The sequence below is a fragment of the Flavobacterium sediminilitoris genome (genome assembly GCF_023008245.1).
In the GTDB taxonomy this organism is placed as follows: Bacteria; Bacteroidota; Bacteroidia; order Flavobacteriales; family Flavobacteriaceae; genus Flavobacterium; species Flavobacterium sediminilitoris.
This window is the reverse complement of record NZ_CP090145.1, coordinates 3750939-3768631: the sequence shown is the minus strand read 5'-3', so window position 1 is coordinate 3768631 and position 17693 is coordinate 3750939. Positions and strand designations below refer to the sequence as shown.

Here is a 17693-nt window from a genome sequence, read left to right as displayed (position 1 = left end):
CAAAGTAGCTAAGTTACGAAGATTTTTGTTTTTAAATGTATAGGAAACAAGTTAAAAAAGGATTGAATAAAAAATCTAAAGTTTACATAAAATAAGCCAAAATAATTCCTAATACAATGACACTTAATTTTGCTAAGTTAAACTTATGACCTTCACTACTTTCAAAGATAATAGTGGAAGAAATATGAAATAAAATACCAATTACAATTCCTGAAATTTGTGTGTAATATTTACTTAAGAAATGTAAATTCTCCGAGATAAAGGTTCCTAGAGGTGTCATTAAAGCAAAAATCATCATGAAAAAGAAAATAGCTTTTTTACTTAATTGTGCATTAACAAAAAAAGTAGTTAAGATAATTGCAATTGGAAAATGATGAATAGCAATTCCATAGGCCAAATGATTATGATTGCTTATTGGCATTCCTTCTAAAAGCGCATGTAAACAAAGGCTAAAGAATAACAACCATGGAATAGCTTGCATTTTATCATGACCGTGAACGTGGCCATGTTCGGCACCTTTTGAAAAATATTCTAAAACAATTTGAAATACAATACCAATCATAATAAATATTCCAATAGGACTACTATGATGATGATGGTGACCATCTGAATGATGTAAATCAGCTTCATATACTTCAGGTAATAAATGCATTACAGTTAATGAAAGCAGAAATGCGCCACTAAATGCCAATAACAATTTTAAATTTTTTTTGCTCTTTGGACGTAAAAATAAGGCTATAAAATACCCTATAAGAACAGCAAAAAGCGGTAAAAAGTAAATACTATAATCCATTATTTGAATATCATAATTAATCGCTCAGATTGATTTTTAAAGAATTTCTGTAACTTATAATTTCCAAAAATATCTAATAAATAAATTCCAGCTTCTTCCATCATTTTTTCAAAGTCAGCTAATCGAATAGCTTGTACCTTTTCTGTAAAATGGTAATCTTCACCATCTGCTGTGAAACTAATTTCTTTAAAAATATGATTGTCTTTTACATATCGTTTAATATGAAAATCAATATCTTCTACTGTTTTTATCTCTTCAGGAACTAAATTTTCAATTACATAATCCACATTCATAAAATCGATACAGGCAAAACCTGTTTCGTTTAAGCTACTATGAATTGCTTTTAATGTTTTTAAATTATCAGCATCATCATCAAAGTATCCAAAACTCGTAAATAAATTAAAAATAGCATCGTATTTTTCAGTACACACTTCTCGCATATCATGTACTTTAAATTGAAGTGTATCATTAGAAGATTTTGAAGCTTCAATAATACTATTTTCAGATAAATCGGCACCTGTTACAGTATATCCTAAAGAATTTAGGTAAATAGAATGTCTTCCTTTTCCACAAGCTAAATCTAATATCTTAGCATTTTCAGGCAAATTTAAATAACCTGTTAAGTTATCCATGAAGTGTTGAGCTTCATTATAATCTCTGTCTTTATATAAAATGTGATAATACGGTGTATCAAACCAAGAGGCATACCATTTCTTAGGTGTAGATTTTATATTTTCTGTCATTATTCTTTTTCTCACTAATTAATCTTGCAAATTTAGTGTATTTTTGCACTTTAATTCTAATTTTTGAAACTATAGATTTTTAATTTTAGAATTTTTAGAAAATTTACAATTGAAAAATTGTAATTTATATGATAATATTAAGATGGAAAATTTTAAAATGGTAGCCAAAACCTTATTTGGTTTTGAAGAAATATTAGCAAAAGAATTAACTCAATTAGGAGCTCAAAAAGTAGAACAAGGAACACGTGTAGTTAGTTTTGTAGGAGACAAAGGATTTATGTATAAAGCAAATTTAGCTTTGCGTACTGCATTAAAAATTTTAAAACCAATAAAAACATTTAAAGCCTATAACGATAAAAGTTTATATGATGGTATTCAGAAAATAGATTGGTCTGATTATTTAACAGAGTATAAAACATTTGTTGTAGAAACAACATTGCATTCAGAACATTTTAATCATAGTCAATTCGTAGCTTTAAAAACAAAAGATGCAATTGTAGACCAATTTAGAGATAATACAGGAAAACGACCAAACATTGATAAAGACTTTCCAGATTTACGTATTCATGTACATATTGATAGAGATTTAGTTACTATTTCTTTAGACAGTTCAGGAGAATCATTGCATAGAAGAGGTTATAAAACAGCTACAAACATTGCACCTATAAATGAAGTATTAGCAGCAGGAATGTTGTTACTTTCAGGATGGGATGGAACCAGTCATTTTATTGATCCAATGTGTGGAAGTGGAACTATCTTAGCAGAAGCGGCTATGATTGCGTGTAATATTCCAGCAAACATAAATCGAAAAGAATTTGCCTTTGAAAAATGGCAAGATTGGGACAGTGAATTATTTGATAAAGTATTAGAATCATTATTCAAAAAAACACGTGAATTTCATTACACTATAACAGGTTATGATAAAGCACCTAGCGCAGTAGCAAAAGCCAAAGATAATATTCGCAATGCTAATTTAGATGAATACATTTCCATTCGTCAAGCCAATTTCTTTGAAACTGAGAAAATGACAGAAGGACCATTACATATGGTTTTTAATCCACCTTATGGAGAACGTTTGGATATTGAAATGGAACGTTTTTATAGAGAAATAGGAGATACTATGAAACAAAAGTATCCAAACACACATGCTTGGTTTATTACAGCAAATCTTGAAGCATTAAAATTTGTAGGGTTGAAACCAAGTAGAAAAATTAAATTATTTAACGGAAAACTAGAAGCTCGTTTTGTGAAATATGAAATGTACGCAGGTAGTAAAAGAACTAAGTTTCAAATTGATAATTAAAATTTAAAAGCATATATCATGAGTAAAAAAACAAAAGCATTTTTCTATAACTTTTTGAGTTTTACAGCTATTTATATTCCTGCTTTATATATTCTAAAATCCATTACTAATTTAGAAGGGTTTGTTCTTTCTATTACAGCCTTTGTTATTTCATTAGTATTAGGTCCAAAATTCCAATATTTAAAAACAAATGATGGAGAAAAAATCTTCATGAAATGGATTTTCGTAAAAGGAATTAAAGAAGTAAAATAAAACGAAAGAAGAATAAATATAAATTTTAAAAATCACTAGAAATAGTGATTTTTCTTTTTAGTGATAATCGGAAATTTGTAAAAAATAAGATTATGCTTTCAAAAAGAATTAAAATAATACTATTTTGTTTTTCAATGCTTATCATAGTTGGTTTTTCAATATTTTTATTATTGAGCTTTACCACTGAAAATGTTGCTCAGACTAAAAAAAACACGACTATTGATTATACAAAATATGGTTCTATATTACTTACAATAGTAGGAAAAAGAGCAGATAATATTGATTTTACCAATTCTTCATTATTTAAATTTGTTCCAATTGAAAAATCAGATTATAAAAATCAAAACATATTAGTTAAAGAAGGAAATACTTTAAGCTTTTATGCACTTCGGTTTTTATATCTTCCTGGTGATACAAGGCAAGAATCGAATATTTCTTTTAGATTAAAAGTGATAGATGCAAATTTGCCAACTCAAAAATTAGTGATGGACAGAGTGAATATTAATGAATTTGCCATTGTGAATGAGGATTTAAAATATTTTTTTCTGAATGATTCTTTTAATACAGATAGTTTAAATGATGGAGTTACAAATTTTAAAATTTCAAACTATAATTTTAATGAGAAAACAGGAAAGTTGCAGTTCGTTTTTTCATTTAATGTTGATGGAGAAAATAATGAAACAGGAAACGATATGGCAATAATAGGGAATGTAGATGTGGTTGTTTTATAAATGAATTTGTGAAGTTGTCTATACATATATTATACGTTTCATATAATAGTTATTAGATTGATTTTAGACAACTTCCTTTTCATGATTTCCTTTATTTTTATCAAGAAAAAAGAGCTTTGAAATTTCAAAGCTCTTTTTTAGTATCTTAATTTTTATTCTTCTTATAAATAGGAATAAAGTAACTCAGTGTATAATTAAAACCTGCTCCAAATTTCCCATCATAGGTTCTATTAAAACCAGGAATATAAAGATTGTCAAAAGTTTCTGGCTTTTTTTGAGAAACTAAATAATTTAAACGCAATGAAAAACCTAAAAAGAAATTATTGAATAGTTTTGTTTTTACACCACCTACAACTTCAATCCAACTTGCATTTAATCCATCAAATTTTTGATTTGGAAAAACAATATTTTCACCATAAAAATTTGTAGGATCATATATTTTATAAGAATTTAAATTTTGACTAAATGTACTAAAACCATAACGTAAACCTACGTGAATCATGTTTTCCATATCGAGCCAGTTTTCATAAGAATTATAGTCGAAACCAGCTTTAAAATAACTTCCTTTAGCCGTAAAATTTAAACGATCATCATCAACTGTTTTTTCTTCATTACCTAATTCTCCAGCTACGTAAAACTTCTTAGTTAAACGATAATCTCCTGCAATCTCTAAGCCTTGATAATCTTTGTCATAGAAAGACTTTGTTAATCGGTGTAAATCAATACCTACTCGTAAACCATAACGATCTGGAAAAGTTGCTTTTTTTACTTGTAAAGTATCCTGAGAAAATCCTTGCCATGAAAACAAGAATAGTACAAAACTAAAAGTATATTTTAATATGTGTTTCATTTTCGTTTTCAATTTTTACGTTTTCTACCGTTATATTTTGTATCCAGTTTGTAGTACTATTAATAGTTGTAGGATTTGTTATTTCAAATGTAGTTTTATAACCACAAGCTCTAGAAATATAAGTATCACTTTTGGTATAAGTAAAAGTCAATTCATCAATAGCTTCACCAGTACCAGCACTGTCATGAATGAAATTAAATTTTGTTTCTACAGCATCCGTTCTCAATGGAATAGACACTTTGTTTGTATTGAACAAATATTTTAATACTTCATTTGTAGAAGTTTCATTAGCAATCAAAGCATTATTAGTACTTAATTCTACTATTTTTAAATTGGTTACATTTTTAAGCATAGTGCCATTTCCATTATCATAGAATTGGATAACAACTCTAGGTGTAGTAGGAGTTCCTTCTGCACACAAATCATCTTTTTCACAGTTCCAAAAAGAAATGGCTAAAAGTACCATCAATATTACAATGCTATATTTTTTCATACTTATATTCTTTTCAACCTAGAGGCTATTTAAACTTGGATTGTTGTTATAATTCTTTATCGCTTTTCCAAAAGTACAACATTTTCCACATGATGCGTTTGTGGAAACATATCTACAGGTCTTACGCGTACTACTTTGTACATTTCATCCATCAAAGCTAAATCCCTTGCTTGTGTTGCCGAATTACAACTTACATAGACCACTTTTTTAGGAGCAATTTTTAAAATTTGAGCCACTACATCTTTGTGCATTCCATCTCTTGGAGGATCTGTAATAATAACATCCGGATGACCGTGAGCTTTTATAAAATCATCATTGAAAACATTTTTCATATCTCCCACGAAGAACTCACAATTAGTTATACTGTTTCGTTTAGCATTTTCTTTAGCATCAGCAATAGCTTCAGGAACAGCCTCTACACCAATTACTTTTTTTGCTTGCTTTGAAACGAATTGAGCAATAGTTCCTGTTCCAGTATATAAATCATAAACCAATTCCTCACCTGTTAATCCTGCAAAATCACGTGTAATTTTATATAATTCATACGCCTGATCAGAATTAGTTTGATAGAATGATTTTGCATTAATACTAAAATGTAACCCTTCCATTTCTTCTAAAATATACTCTCTTCCTTTAAAAAGTTTTATATCCTGATCGTAAATAGTATCATTTGGCTTACCATTAATCACATAGAGTAGGGAAGTGATTTCAGGAAAACGCTCTGCAAGAAAATTCAATAGTAATTCTCTTTGTTCTTTGTCTTCTTTAAAGAATTGAATCAAAACCATGATTTCGCCTGTAGAAGCAGTACGAATCATTAAGGTGCGTAATAAACCTTCATGTGCACGAGGATTAAAGAACTCTAAGCCATTAGCAACCGCAAATTCTTTTATTTCATTACGAATAGCATTAGATGGATCTTGTTGCAAATGACATTTTTCAATATCTAAAATTTTATCCCACATTCTAGGAATATGAAAACCTAATGCATTCTTATGTTCAAATTCTTTTCCGCTTTTGATTTCCTCATCGGTCATCCAGCGCGAATTAGAGAAACCAAATTCCATTTTATTACGATAGAAAAACTGTTTTTCTGAGCCTAAAATAGGTTCGAATTCGGGCATTTCTATTTTACCAATCCTTTTTAGATTGTTATAAACTTCCTGATTTTTATAAAATAATTGTTTGTCGTAGTGCATGTTTTGCCATTTACAACCACCACAAGCACCAAAATGATCGCAAACTACATCTACACGATCTGTTGAAAATTCATGAATAGTAGTTGCCTTCCCTTCATAATAGGCTTTTCTTTTCTTCATTGTTTGCACATCTACCACATCGCCAGGTACTACATTTGGAATAAAAATCACCTTACCATCAGGTGCTTTTGCTACCGATACGCCTTTTGCTCCTGCATCAAGGACTTTTACGTTTTCGAATACGATTTTTTCTGTTCTCTTTCTTCCCATAGCGCAAAAATAAAGTATTGATTAGATTTATAGATACGGTTTAAGAAAAAAATATCTTTTTTATACTCTTTTTTATTAAAAGTCTAATTTGTTTACTACTAATTAAGTTTGGCTTAATAGTAATCGAGTTCGGTTTAATAGTAATTAAGTTTGGTTTACTGCTAATTAAATTATGTTTATTACTAATCGAGTTTTGCTTAATACGAATTAAGTTTTGTTTAATAGTAATTAAATTTTGCTTAATGTTAATTAAGTTAGGTTTATTATGAATCGAGTTTAGTTTAATAGTAATTAAGTTAGATTTATTACGAATTGAGTTTGGTTTAAATAATAAACGTACTATACTAAAATTTTAACAGTTTTGAGATTTACCGTAAAAATATAGAACAAGGTTTTTATATATTTGAATAAAACAAATACACATGAGTTTCAAACTACTTGCCATAAGACCATTAGAAGGTTGTAATCCTAAATTTTTAAAAAACTTAGAAGAAAATAGAATTTATCAGTTTTATAATGATTATGAGTTTATTTTAGATGAGCAAAATGAAAATGTTATTGAAATAAAACATACTCCAACTGTACCTGATAATTTATACAAAATAAAAGAAGATTTAGAAATAAATATTTCTGCTATTGTAGGTAAAAATGGAAGTGGGAAGAGTAGTTTGGTGGAATTGATGTATGCCTTTTTTTATCAATTATCAATTTCTGAAAAGATAATAGATTTATTTGATTTTTCGAGTGTTATAGATGATAGTTTGATTAGCGAAAAATATATTGATAGTTTTAAATTAGAAAAAGAACATCAAAAAAATCGAATATTTGAAAATGAAAGTGAATACAGATGGTTTAAAAAAAATATTGAAGAAAGTTATAATGAATATTTAAGACATTTAGAATATGAAGAAGGTTATTCATTTGATACAAAAAATTTTGAAATAATTAAGCATATTAAAAACTGGAAATATTACTTTGATCACAGACTCATTTATAATATTGAAGATTTGTTCATCGAAATTTATTATGAAAATAATGGTAAATATTATTTATTGAAATCTGATAAAGATTATTTCAACAAGATTAAAAGTTTTGAACTTTTGAATAATTCTTGGCAAGAAATTAAAATAATTGATAAAAACATCTTTTATAATCTTGTTGTAAATTATTCTATGTATGGCTTAAATTCTAATGAACTTGGTGACTGGATTGAGCGAATTTTTCATAAAAATGATGGTTACCAAACTCCAATCGTTTTAAATCCATATAGAGAAAAAGGAATAATTGATATAAATAATGAGAATGAATTAACAAAAGATCGTTTCTTAATAAACTTGATATTACATAAAAAATTAATTAGACAGAATGGAAAGAAAATTAGTAGTTTGATTTTCAAAAGAATTTTCAAAAGAGATAGTCTTTATTATACTTCTAGCGACCCTATTAATCAAAAATATTTAAAAATATTATGGGAATTTTTTATTAAGCAAAAAGCAATAAAGATTGATAAACTAAATATAGAAAACATTGATTTAAATTCAATTACAAGAAATGATTATTATTGTTTTAATTACTTATTCAATAAATTAAAAAAAATTTCTAATATATACTCCATTTATTCAGAATTCAGAGGAATCAATAATTTTGAATTTTCTGATGAAAAAAGTTTAAAATTTATAAAAGACATTTTAGATAAATTGTCTAATGATTATAGTCATATAACGTTTAAAATAAGACAAATCATAAATTTTGTTATTTTAAGTAAATTTGAAGAGAAAAATAATAGAAAAATATTTTCTTTAAATTTTGAAAGTGACGAAGTTTATAATTTTAAAATTGGATATAATATAAATCTTAACGATTACACAAAAGAAATCAACCAGATTAGTTTAAAATATAATATAAATAAAATATTTCTTTTAACTCCCCCAATTTTTGAAATTGATTATTCATTTAATGATGAAAGTACCCTTTCTAATTTAAGTTCTGGTGAAAGACAGCAATTATTTTCTATAAATTCAATATTATATCATTTATCAAATATAAACTCAACAATGACAAATGATTTTGATAATAAATATAAGTCAATAAATCTAATTTTAGATGAGATAGAGTTATATGCTCATCCTGAAATGCAAAAGCAATTTTTAAATAACTTATTAAATAGTATCGAGAAAATAGAAATCAATGAAATAGAATCAATTAATATTCAATTTATTACCCATTCCCCTTTCATTCTATCAGATATTCCAAAACAAAATATACTCTATTTAAAAACAGAAGAACGTGAAAGAGAAATTGAAGGACTAAAACAAAAAATTCAAATTGCGATTCCTCAATCTACAGAAGATAAAAAGTCCTTCGGAGCCAACATAACTGATTTATTAGCTGATAGTTTTTTTATTGAAGATGGATTGATGGGAGATTTTGCTAAGGAGAAAATTAGTACTGTAATTAATTGGTTGAATAAAAAAGAAAGCACTATTCAAACAAAAGAAGAAGCGAAACAAATTATTGAAATTATTGATGAGCCTGTCTTAAAATATAAACTCAGAGAAAAGTATTTTGAGAGGTTTCCAAAAGAATATGATAAAGAATTAAACATTAAAACATTAGAAAAAGAAGCAGAAAGATTAGGTTATACCATTCAAAAAAAATAAGCATGTTAGCACTAAATATAAATAATGAAGCTTTAAACTTTCATCATAAATTAATCAAATGCTGGCTTTCGAAAAAAATACTCGGAAATAAAAGCATAAAAAATAAATCAGGCTATAAGTGTGCAGATAATGAATGTGAAGTTTGCAGAACAAATCTTCATAAAGTAAATTTATCTGAGAAGAGTGTTAATTTTTTTACTTCTAAAAAAATTGATGATTTAATATTAGGAAAGCCTGAAGAATTACTTCAAATCAATGAAGAATTTAATGCTTTAGGAATAGATAATGATATTATCAAGACTCTTTTTATAAATACTGGTTATAAAAATTGGTTTCAGCCAAATTATGGAAAAAATTTATTGAACTTAATTAATCAAGAAACTTGTACTTATTGTAATAGGAATTACACTTTACAAATTGTATCAAATCGTTCAAGAGCAGAACTAGATCATTGGTTTTCGAAAGACGAATTTCCTTTATTAGCATTATCCTTTTATAATTTGATTCCAAGTTGTCATTCATGTAATCATATGAAATTAAATAATGTAGTTGATAATAATTTTGCTCATCCATATACTTTAAAAGAGGAAGGTGAAAAATTTAAATTTAGTTTTAATTATGTTGATATAAATCAAAATTTTGATGTTAAGCTTAATGTTATTGAGAATTCAAAAATGGATAATTCCTTAAAAGATTTTAAAATAAAAGAAATCTACAATGCTCATTCCAATAAAGAACTAAAAGATTTGTTAGACCTTCGTTATAAATATTCCAAAAACTATTTAGAAATCTTGTTAGAAAAAACATTTACTGAACTATCCATGTCAAAAGAAGAAGCCTATAGAATGATTTTTGGTATTGAAATTAAAGAAGAAGACTATCATAAAAGACCTTTTAGCAAATTTAAACATGATATTGTTGAGGAATTGTTACGCATAAGTACCATTCCTAAATAATTTTTTATAATGTACTTGCTTTGTTTTATGGTTTCCCATAAAGAGGTGTTTTTTGTGGTTCTTGATACACTGTTTATATAATTGCTAATCGCATTTTATAAATAACACTCAAACAGAGGGAGTGGTGGTTTGGAGTATTGTTTTCAGTATAATCAATTATTCAACACAATCTACGTCCCTTCGAGTGCGCAGCGTATCGAGAAGTTTTGTTTTAGTACACAAGTTCCCTCGGCATTCTATGATGAAAAGTAACCTCTTTTAAATTATTTTAAAAATTTAGCTTTTTAGAAGGGTTGTGAAACAGTTACCTGTGTTATAAGCTGTTTTTTCTCCATTTATACAGCATTGCTCTTTTACGATTATCGATGTCGTTTATTTTAAATCCAGTAATGTCTTCAATCTTATAGACAACCATTCCTTCGTCTTGTCCAAGTTTACCAACGCAATTAAAAATAAAATCAGTTTCTGAAACTTCTATAATAAATCCAGAAAAATAATCAGAGTTATTTACTTCAATACTTGTTATAACTTCTGAATTTCCTTCCATTTGCTTAATAATATGGTAATCCCAATCTTCATTATCAGAAAGAGAAATGTTTAATTTCTGTTCTTTCTCCAATTCTTGTGAATAATCAATTACAACTTGCATTGCTTTTGCATAATCATCGTTAAAGTCGACATTTTGAATCGCGGAAATCTGTGCAATAATTTGCCCATCAGGCTTTCCATAATTTGTATAATGTTGAATTTTTAAGAGAGTTTCATTGTAATCAATTACAAATCCACACCAAAATTTTTCATCGTCATTATATTTCCACAAACCGATTAACTCTTTATTTAACTTTGATCTTTCTAATATTTGATTGAAAATGTTCATGTTTTATGTGATGTTGTTTAAGCTTGCTTATAACGGTCTAGTATAACCGTCAGTTACGGATTAAATATACAAAAAGTTTTGATTAAGCACTGACGTTAGCAATTATAAGTGGATTCGGACGTAGTCAAATCCGCTGTAATTGCGGTTATACTTTGTTGTGCAACGTTTTTATTTCTGTTTTAATTTTTTCAATCCAATTTTTGTCAGTTGGTTCAATTATAATTGCATTAAAGTTATGTCGTTCCGATTCTATTCCAACACCTTTTGAATCGTCAATGTGAATATCAAATCCGAAAGCTGGTGGAAATTTCGACGAGTTTATATTCCGTCTATTTAATTCGCGCTGATTTTCAGTTTGGTTAACAATTCGGTCAACCTTTATTCCGTAATATTTTAAAGTCCGGCTTATTTTTCCTTTCGTCCGAAATGATGTTGTGTAAATATGGACTTTATTTCCTTGATTTTTTAATTCCGTAATCAATTCGGCAGTTCCTTTACGTATTTCTTCAATTCCGAACAGTTTTGCAATTCCGCCACGTTTCTCGGTCTCAAATTCTTTTCCATTTGGAATTAATGTACTATCAAGGTCAAAACTTATGTTCATTTATCTTATAATTTTCAAACGTCTGAGTTGACTTCGCAATTTTTCGTTCAAATGTTGCACAACTAATTTATATGTATAACAAAATCATACAAAGTCATCTAGTTTTAGGTAGATAGGTATGATAAAGCCAGTTTGTTTTATTTGTTCCTTACAAACCTAAACTATTCTTTTTAGTCTTGCAATACGTATAGATACGTATTTTTTATGCTTTTTTGTACGTATTTATACGTACTAAAGACTAAATCGTTTGCCAAAACACTTTTTTATAGTGTACTTGGTTGGTTTGCTTTGGTAAAAATAAGGGGCTTTTTTTTTATTTGTTTTACGGCTTCCCGTAAAGAGGTGTTTTTTTGTGGTTCTCAATACACTGTTTATATAATTGCTAATCGCATTTTATAAACAACACTCAAACAGACGGAGGACAAAAACTAATTTATACATAATCATTAGCCATTAAATTCTACAATGCTCATTCCGATAAAAAACTAAAAGCTTTTGAAATTGACTATAATCAAAGTTGTATTTTAAAAACGTAATCTAATAAAAAATAAAACCCAATAAGTAGTATTAACTTATTAGGTTTTAAGGTAAAAAGAGATAATAAAGATTTAAAAGATTACTTTTTTAGACACTATAGTACCATTATGTGTAATTGCTTTTACAAATAACAGTTGATTAGTTCTATCTATGTTTTCAATAATTATTGTAGTGTTGTTTTGATTTTCTTTTATGGCAATAAGTTTTCCAGTAATATCATATAGCGCTACACTTTTGATGTTTTCTAAATAATCAACTGTTATGGTGTTTTCAGAAGTTTTTACACCTAATTTTTCTTGATTTTTAAATTGGGTTTTAGATAAAGTATTGCAAGAATAACTATAATTTATAACCAGTTTAGGTGCTTTTGAAATTCCTCCTTCAAAGGAATCAGCAACTCTTTTTGCAGATGTGCTAGTTAAGCTAATACCTGTACCTTTTATGCTAAAAGCAATAGCGTTTCCGTTTTGCCAAGTTGATTTATCAATGCTATTTTGTATCAAGTTAACCAATGAAGGTGTTCTTTGTGCTGTGCTACTTTGATTAGTTGTAGGCCATGAAGTGGGTGACCAACTTATGGTGTTGGTATAGTAATTTCTGGAACTTACTCCGTAAGAAAGAGCTTCGACATATTCGGCAGCATTATCAGTGTCTTCTATTGCGATTTCTAATTCACAATTTGCACTATTGGCTTCATCTACAGTAAACTGAATATAAGCACTATTGATTACTGCTCCTTGTGGAATTTTAATATTTCCAAAACGCAATCCTATAGTTTGATATAATAATCCGTTGTAGCTATCATATACCATTTCTAAATCGGAACTATCCGTATATAATCGTCCGTCTTGCGCTTCTTCTACATCGTCATCACCTGTTAATATTGAAAAAGTTTCATCGTTTGTGAACGTTTCAACAAAAATATAACGTTCGGTAGAAGCTGTTCGTCCATTAGCATCAGTAGCAACTACATTTATGGTTTGTATACCTGGAGTAAAGTTATGATCAAAACTGTAAGGCGCTATTGCATCTGTAGTGACGAAATTACCATTAATATACAATTTCACATTATCTATACCACCTCCATTTTCAATTATGTTAATTGGGATATTAATATTGTTACCACTATCATAACATTGTCCGTTTGTAATATTTGCTAATTCTATTTGTGGTGCAGATTGATAAGTGTCTTTGAAAATTTCAACCACGGCTCCATTACTAGGATTCCAAACATCTAAATTAGAAGGCAAAATAAAAGGATTTGTATTAGACACAGAGCCTACATTATCAGCATTGTCAATTTTTATAGTTCTAGCTTCAATTTTGTTTTGATCTATAAAAATTAATTTGAATTGGTTAAACGAACCTGAATTTCTTGTCCAGTTTTTGTTATCATCATTAGCTCTTAATGGAGCGCCCCAACAGCCTTCTCCTAAATAAACAGTACCATTATTGTCATCTCTTATAAACCCTTCATCACTTCCTGGTTCTGTTGATGGTTTTACTGGCCATGTCGATTTTACAGTGTGCGAATCGCAATCCACAACCATTCTTACTTCATTGTTATAAAATGTTTCTGCCCAAGCATTATAAATACTAGTTCCTTCAGATTTGGCAGCATTATGAGGACGCATTGGTTTGTGATATTGTGCTCCTTTCCAAATAACATTTGAATTAGCTTGTAAGTCATTATTTAACCAATTATTCTGATTTCCTGTAACTGAAATTTCGGAATTTAAAGAATACATTCTCACAAGATTAGCTCCAAATGTAACAGCATAATAAGAATCTGAATTTGGAGTATCAAATAAGTTGTAAATTGTTGAAGCTCCTTCGTGATTTCCTCTTACAGGTATAATAGGAAACATTCTGCCATCTGAAGCAATTGTTAATTGCCAATCATCAAACCATTCTTGCCATTGACTATTATTATCGCTGTCAGTCATATCACCACCAAAAAAAACAGCATGTGGTTTTAATTTTGCAACTAATTTATTTGCTTTCTGTCTAGGCGTTCTATTATTTCTAGAATCTCCACCAGCTATAAATGATAGTCTGCTTAAATCATTTGGAGCTGTTTTAAACCAAAAGCGTTGACTAGTACCTTGACTATCTTTGATTACAAAATAATAAGCTGTATTTGCTGTTAATCCGCTAATCCTTGCAAAATTATTATTCATGCCTCTATAAGTAATAGCTCTATCAACGATTTTGCTACTTGGATAAGAGTTCCAGTTTGTTCCAAAATCAGTTGTTCCATAATAAACAGTAGGATTTGTTCCTGAAATTTGATTCCAAGCCACTGTAATCGTCGTACTGGGATCATCTAGTAAGATGATGCGATACTTATCTGTATTACTAAATCCAAATAATGAGGATAATACAAAAAGTAGAATGTAAAATTGTTTCATTTAGTTTGTTTTGTTTTTGTTTGTAAAAATATTAGTTTAACTATCAATTAGTTAGTCCCATTTATAAAATTAATGATTTTATAATAATAATAGATATTATTTAATAAATTAGATATGTTTGTTTAATCTTTTGAACATCTAAAAATTGTATTATTGTCGTTAAAAAAATATAAAAAATGAATTCTAAAACTATCTTTTTATTAAAACTATCTGTTTTTACTGTTTTTTTAGCAAGAGCTTATCAGCATATTTTTTGGGATGTACCTTATAGAGCTATATTGTGGTATGAGAATTTAATGAGTCCTGTTCTTGGACTTTTTAACATTGAATGGAGTGAATTTGTAAATGATACTTCAGTAGATACTAAAATTCAGTTTATAATAAAAGGGATTGGTTTTTTATATCTTATGGCTGCTATTTGTGTGTTCTTTTTACAAGAAAATTCGAATAAGTTTATCAAAGGGTTAATAAAAGGGATTGCTTTTTGGCAATTTATAGTTGTATTTTTATTTACAAAGGAATCTTTTTTTCATATAGGACAATATTTTGAACATAGTTTACAATTAGGATTACCATTTTTATTGTTATATGCTTATTCAAAATCGTTTTCATTATCACGAGGCATTTTAATATTAAAATGGTTAGTAGGAATAACGTTCTTATGTCATGGATTATATGCTTTTGGTTTTTATCCTGTTCCAGGTAATTTTATAGATATGACAATTTCTATTTTGAATATATCTGAAGATAATGCCCGTTTGTTTTTATGGATTATAGGGATTATTGATTTTTTAATCTTACCACTTTTGTTTATAAATAGAATAGCTAAAGAAGTTGCTGTTTATGCTGTTATTTGGGGATTTTTAACTGCTTTTGCCAGAATAGTAGCTAATTTCTCAATAGATTTTCCTTTAGATACATTGCATCAATATGGTTTTGAAACCGTTGTCCGTTTGTGTCATGGAATTGCTCCACTATTAATAGTACTATGGTTAAAAGAAATATTGAGTTTTCAAAAGAAAAGTATCGAATAATTTAAAAGTTGTATTTTTGAGACATAACAAAAAAATAATTTCATGATAACTCATTTAGTACTTTTAAGAGGCATCAATGTTTCAGGACACAATATGATAAAAATGGATGCGTTAAAAAAGGCATTAGAAAATATAGGTTTTCAAAATGTGCGTACTTATATTCAAACAGGAAATGTTTTTATAGATACTGAAGAAAAAAATGGTGGTTCAGTAGGATTTCAGATTAAGCAAGAAATTTTTAAAATCTTTGGTCATGAAGTTCCTGTAATTGTTATTGGTAAATCAGATTTAGAAGCTTGTTTTAATAATAATCAGTTTCTTAAAGATAAAGAATGTGATACCAAAAAACTATATGTTGCATTTATTTCGAAAGAATTAGCAGATGGAGCTATGAATGATTTGAAAATGAGTCAGGTGAAACCAGATGAAGCACAAATAGATAGCAGTCGTATTTTTATAAAGTATGCAGTAGGAGCAGGGAAGACAAAGTTTGATCAAAAATATATTGAAAAAAAACTGAGTGTAACAGCAACTATTCGAAATTGGAATACTGTTACTAAATTATTAGAAATGTATGATGCTTCATAATATTTGATATAATATTAAAGTTTTTATATCATGGCACTCTGAACTAAAATTTTTACATTTGTATTTAAGGATGATTTCTCTCCTGTTTTCAAGAAGGAATTGAAGATTTAATAATCTAATAAATTTATCATGTCAGTTTTAGAAAAAATGAGCTCGGCAGAAGCTATCGCACTAGAAAATAAGTATGGTGCACACAATTATCATCCACTACCAGTAGTTTTAAGCAAAGGAGACGGTGTCTATGTTTGGGATGTTGAAGGGAAAAAATATTATGATTTTCTTTCGGCTTACTCAGCAGTAAACCAAGGACATTGTCATCCAAAAATTGTTGGAGCAATGATGGAACAAGCACAAACATTAACATTAACATCGAGAGCATTTTATAATGACAAACTTGGTGTTTATGAAAAATACATAACAGATTTCTTTGGATTTGATAAAGTATTACCAATGAATACAGGTGCAGAAGCTGTTGAAACGGCTTTGAAGATTTGTAGAAAATGGGCTTATGAAAAGAAAGGAATTGATGAGAATGAAGCGCAAATAATTGTTTGTGAAAACAATTTCCATGGTAGGACAACAACTATTATTTCATTTTCTAATGATGAAAACGCACGTAAAAATTTCGGACCTTATACTGCCGGATTTATAAAAATCCCTTATGATGATATTGAAGCTTTAGAGAAAGCAATTACATCGTCTAAAAACATTGCAGGTTTCTTAGTAGAACCTATTCAAGGTGAAGCAGGAGTTTATGTACCAACAGATGGGTATTTAACAAAAGCAAAAGCACTTTGTGAAGCTAACAATGTTTTGTTTATAGCTGATGAAGTACAAACAGGTGTTGCTAGAACAGGAAAGTTATTAGCAGTAAATCATGAAAATGTACAACCTGATGTTTTAATTCTTGGTAAAGCATTATCAGGAGGTGTTTATCCAGTATCGGCAGTTTTAGCAAATGATGATATCATGAATGTTATTAAACCAGGACAACATGGATCAACATTTGGAGGAAATCCTATTGCAGCAGCAGTTGCTATTGCAGCATTAGAAGTGGTTAAAAATGAGAATTTAGCTGAAAATGCAGAAGTGTTAGGAGAATTATTCCGTTCAGAATTAAATAAATATATTGCAGATAGTAAAATTTGTTCTTTAGTAAGAGGAAAAGGTTTATTGAATGCAATTGTAATTAATGATGAGGAAGAGAGTGAAACAGCTTGGAATATTTGTATGGCATTGCGCGATAATGGATTGTTAGCAAAACCAACACATGGTAATATTATCCGATTTGCACCACCATTAGTAATGAATAAAGAGCAGTTGCTTGATTGTGTTCGTATTATTACGGAAACATTGAAAGCCTTTGAAAAATAAAATATAAATATTTTTTAT

16 protein-coding genes are annotated in these 17693 nt (G+C 28.3%); 8 read left to right on the top strand and 8 right to left on the bottom strand.

The window, feature by feature from the left end:
* Positions 1 to 82: 82 nt before the first annotated feature.
* Both LXD69_RS17290 and LXD69_RS17285 read right to left on the bottom strand, forming a co-directional pair.
* Positions 83 to 793, bottom strand: a complete 711-nt coding sequence (locus LXD69_RS17290) for a ZIP family metal transporter (RefSeq protein WP_246916289.1) — start codon at positions 791 to 793, stop codon at positions 83 to 85.
* Entirely contained in the window at positions 793 to 1536 is a 744-nt protein-coding gene (locus LXD69_RS17285) for a class I SAM-dependent DNA methyltransferase (protein ID WP_045972175.1), read from the bottom strand. The genes LXD69_RS17290 and LXD69_RS17285 overlap by 1 nt, the downstream gene beginning before the upstream one ends.
* 142 nt (positions 1537 to 1678) lie before the next feature.
* Between LXD69_RS17285 and LXD69_RS17280 the strand changes: the two genes are divergently transcribed.
* From LXD69_RS17280 to LXD69_RS17270, 3 genes are all read left to right on the top strand, one after another.
* Positions 1679 to 2839 (top strand): THUMP domain-containing class I SAM-dependent RNA methyltransferase, encoded by a 1161-nt coding sequence (locus tag LXD69_RS17280; RefSeq protein ID WP_045972177.1) that lies wholly within the window; start codon positions 1679 to 1681, stop codon positions 2837 to 2839.
* A gap of 18 nt (positions 2840 to 2857) precedes the next feature.
* Positions 2858 to 3091 (top strand): hypothetical protein, encoded by a 234-nt coding sequence (locus LXD69_RS17275; protein ID WP_045972179.1) that lies wholly within the window; start codon positions 2858 to 2860, stop codon positions 3089 to 3091.
* 92 nt (positions 3092 to 3183) lie between these two features.
* Positions 3184 to 3822: a hypothetical protein gene (locus tag LXD69_RS17270; RefSeq protein ID WP_246916288.1), complete on the top strand. Its 639-nt coding sequence runs from the start codon at positions 3184 to 3186 to the stop codon at positions 3820 to 3822.
* 145 nt (positions 3823 to 3967) lie between these two features.
* Here LXD69_RS17270 and LXD69_RS17265 read toward each other — a convergent pair whose 3' ends face one another.
* From LXD69_RS17265 to rlmD, 3 genes are read right to left on the bottom strand one after another with little or no spacing between them, the layout of a single operon-like run.
* Positions 3968 to 4672: a DUF6048 family protein gene (locus LXD69_RS17265; protein WP_246916287.1), complete on the bottom strand. Its 705-nt coding sequence runs from the start codon at positions 4670 to 4672 to the stop codon at positions 3968 to 3970.
* Positions 4644 to 5165, bottom strand: coding sequence for a DUF6452 family protein (locus LXD69_RS17260; protein WP_246916286.1), 522 nt, complete (start codon positions 5163 to 5165; stop codon positions 4644 to 4646). The genes LXD69_RS17265 and LXD69_RS17260 overlap by 29 nt, the downstream gene beginning before the upstream one ends.
* Before the next feature lie 56 nt (positions 5166 to 5221).
* A complete protein-coding gene (gene rlmD, locus LXD69_RS17255) occupies positions 5222 to 6634 on the bottom strand; it encodes a 23S rRNA (uracil(1939)-C(5))-methyltransferase RlmD (protein WP_246916285.1) in 1413 nt (470 codons plus the stop codon).
* Between the two features lie 422 nt (positions 6635 to 7056).
* Between rlmD and LXD69_RS17250 the strand changes: the two genes are divergently transcribed.
* Both LXD69_RS17250 and LXD69_RS17245 read left to right on the top strand, forming a co-directional pair.
* Positions 7057 to 9294, top strand: a complete 2238-nt coding sequence (locus LXD69_RS17250; RefSeq protein WP_246916284.1) for an AAA family ATPase — start codon at positions 7057 to 7059, stop codon at positions 9292 to 9294.
* Positions 9295 to 9296: 2 nt separating this feature from the next.
* On the top strand, positions 9297 to 10250 hold the full coding sequence (locus tag LXD69_RS17245) for a hypothetical protein (RefSeq protein ID WP_246916283.1): 954 nt from the start codon (positions 9297 to 9299) through the stop codon (positions 10248 to 10250).
* 313 nt (positions 10251 to 10563) lie between these two features.
* Here the strand turns inward: LXD69_RS17245 and LXD69_RS17240 are convergent, their stop codons facing one another.
* The 3 genes from LXD69_RS17240 to LXD69_RS17230 form a co-directional block, all read right to left on the bottom strand.
* Positions 10564 to 11127, bottom strand: a complete 564-nt coding sequence (locus LXD69_RS17240; RefSeq protein WP_246916282.1) for a hypothetical protein — start codon at positions 11125 to 11127, stop codon at positions 10564 to 10566.
* A 145-nt stretch (positions 11128 to 11272) separates the two neighbouring features.
* Positions 11273 to 11731, bottom strand: a complete 459-nt coding sequence (locus LXD69_RS17235; RefSeq protein WP_246916281.1) for an HAD family hydrolase — start codon at positions 11729 to 11731, stop codon at positions 11273 to 11275.
* Between the two features lie 608 nt (positions 11732 to 12339).
* Entirely contained in the window at positions 12340 to 14679 is a 2340-nt protein-coding gene (locus LXD69_RS17230; protein WP_246916280.1) for a T9SS sorting signal type C domain-containing protein, read from the bottom strand.
* A gap of 176 nt (positions 14680 to 14855) precedes the next feature.
* Between LXD69_RS17230 and LXD69_RS17225 the strand changes: the two genes are divergently transcribed.
* The 3 genes from LXD69_RS17225 to rocD all read left to right on the top strand — a co-directional run bounded on the left by LXD69_RS17225 (position 14856) and on the right by rocD (position 17675).
* A complete protein-coding gene (locus LXD69_RS17225; RefSeq protein WP_246916279.1) occupies positions 14856 to 15713 on the top strand; it encodes a hypothetical protein in 858 nt (285 codons plus the stop codon).
* A 42-nt stretch (positions 15714 to 15755) separates the two neighbouring features.
* Entirely contained in the window at positions 15756 to 16301 is a 546-nt protein-coding gene (locus LXD69_RS17220) for a DUF1697 domain-containing protein (RefSeq protein ID WP_246916278.1), read from the top strand.
* Positions 16302 to 16430: 129 nt separating this feature from the next.
* Positions 16431 to 17675 carry an ornithine--oxo-acid transaminase gene (gene rocD / locus LXD69_RS17215; RefSeq protein ID WP_045972198.1) on the top strand — a complete coding sequence of 415 codons (1245 nt, stop codon included), beginning with the start codon at positions 16431 to 16433 and terminating at the stop codon, positions 17673 to 17675.
* The last annotated feature ends 18 nt before the right edge of the window (positions 17676 to 17693 follow it).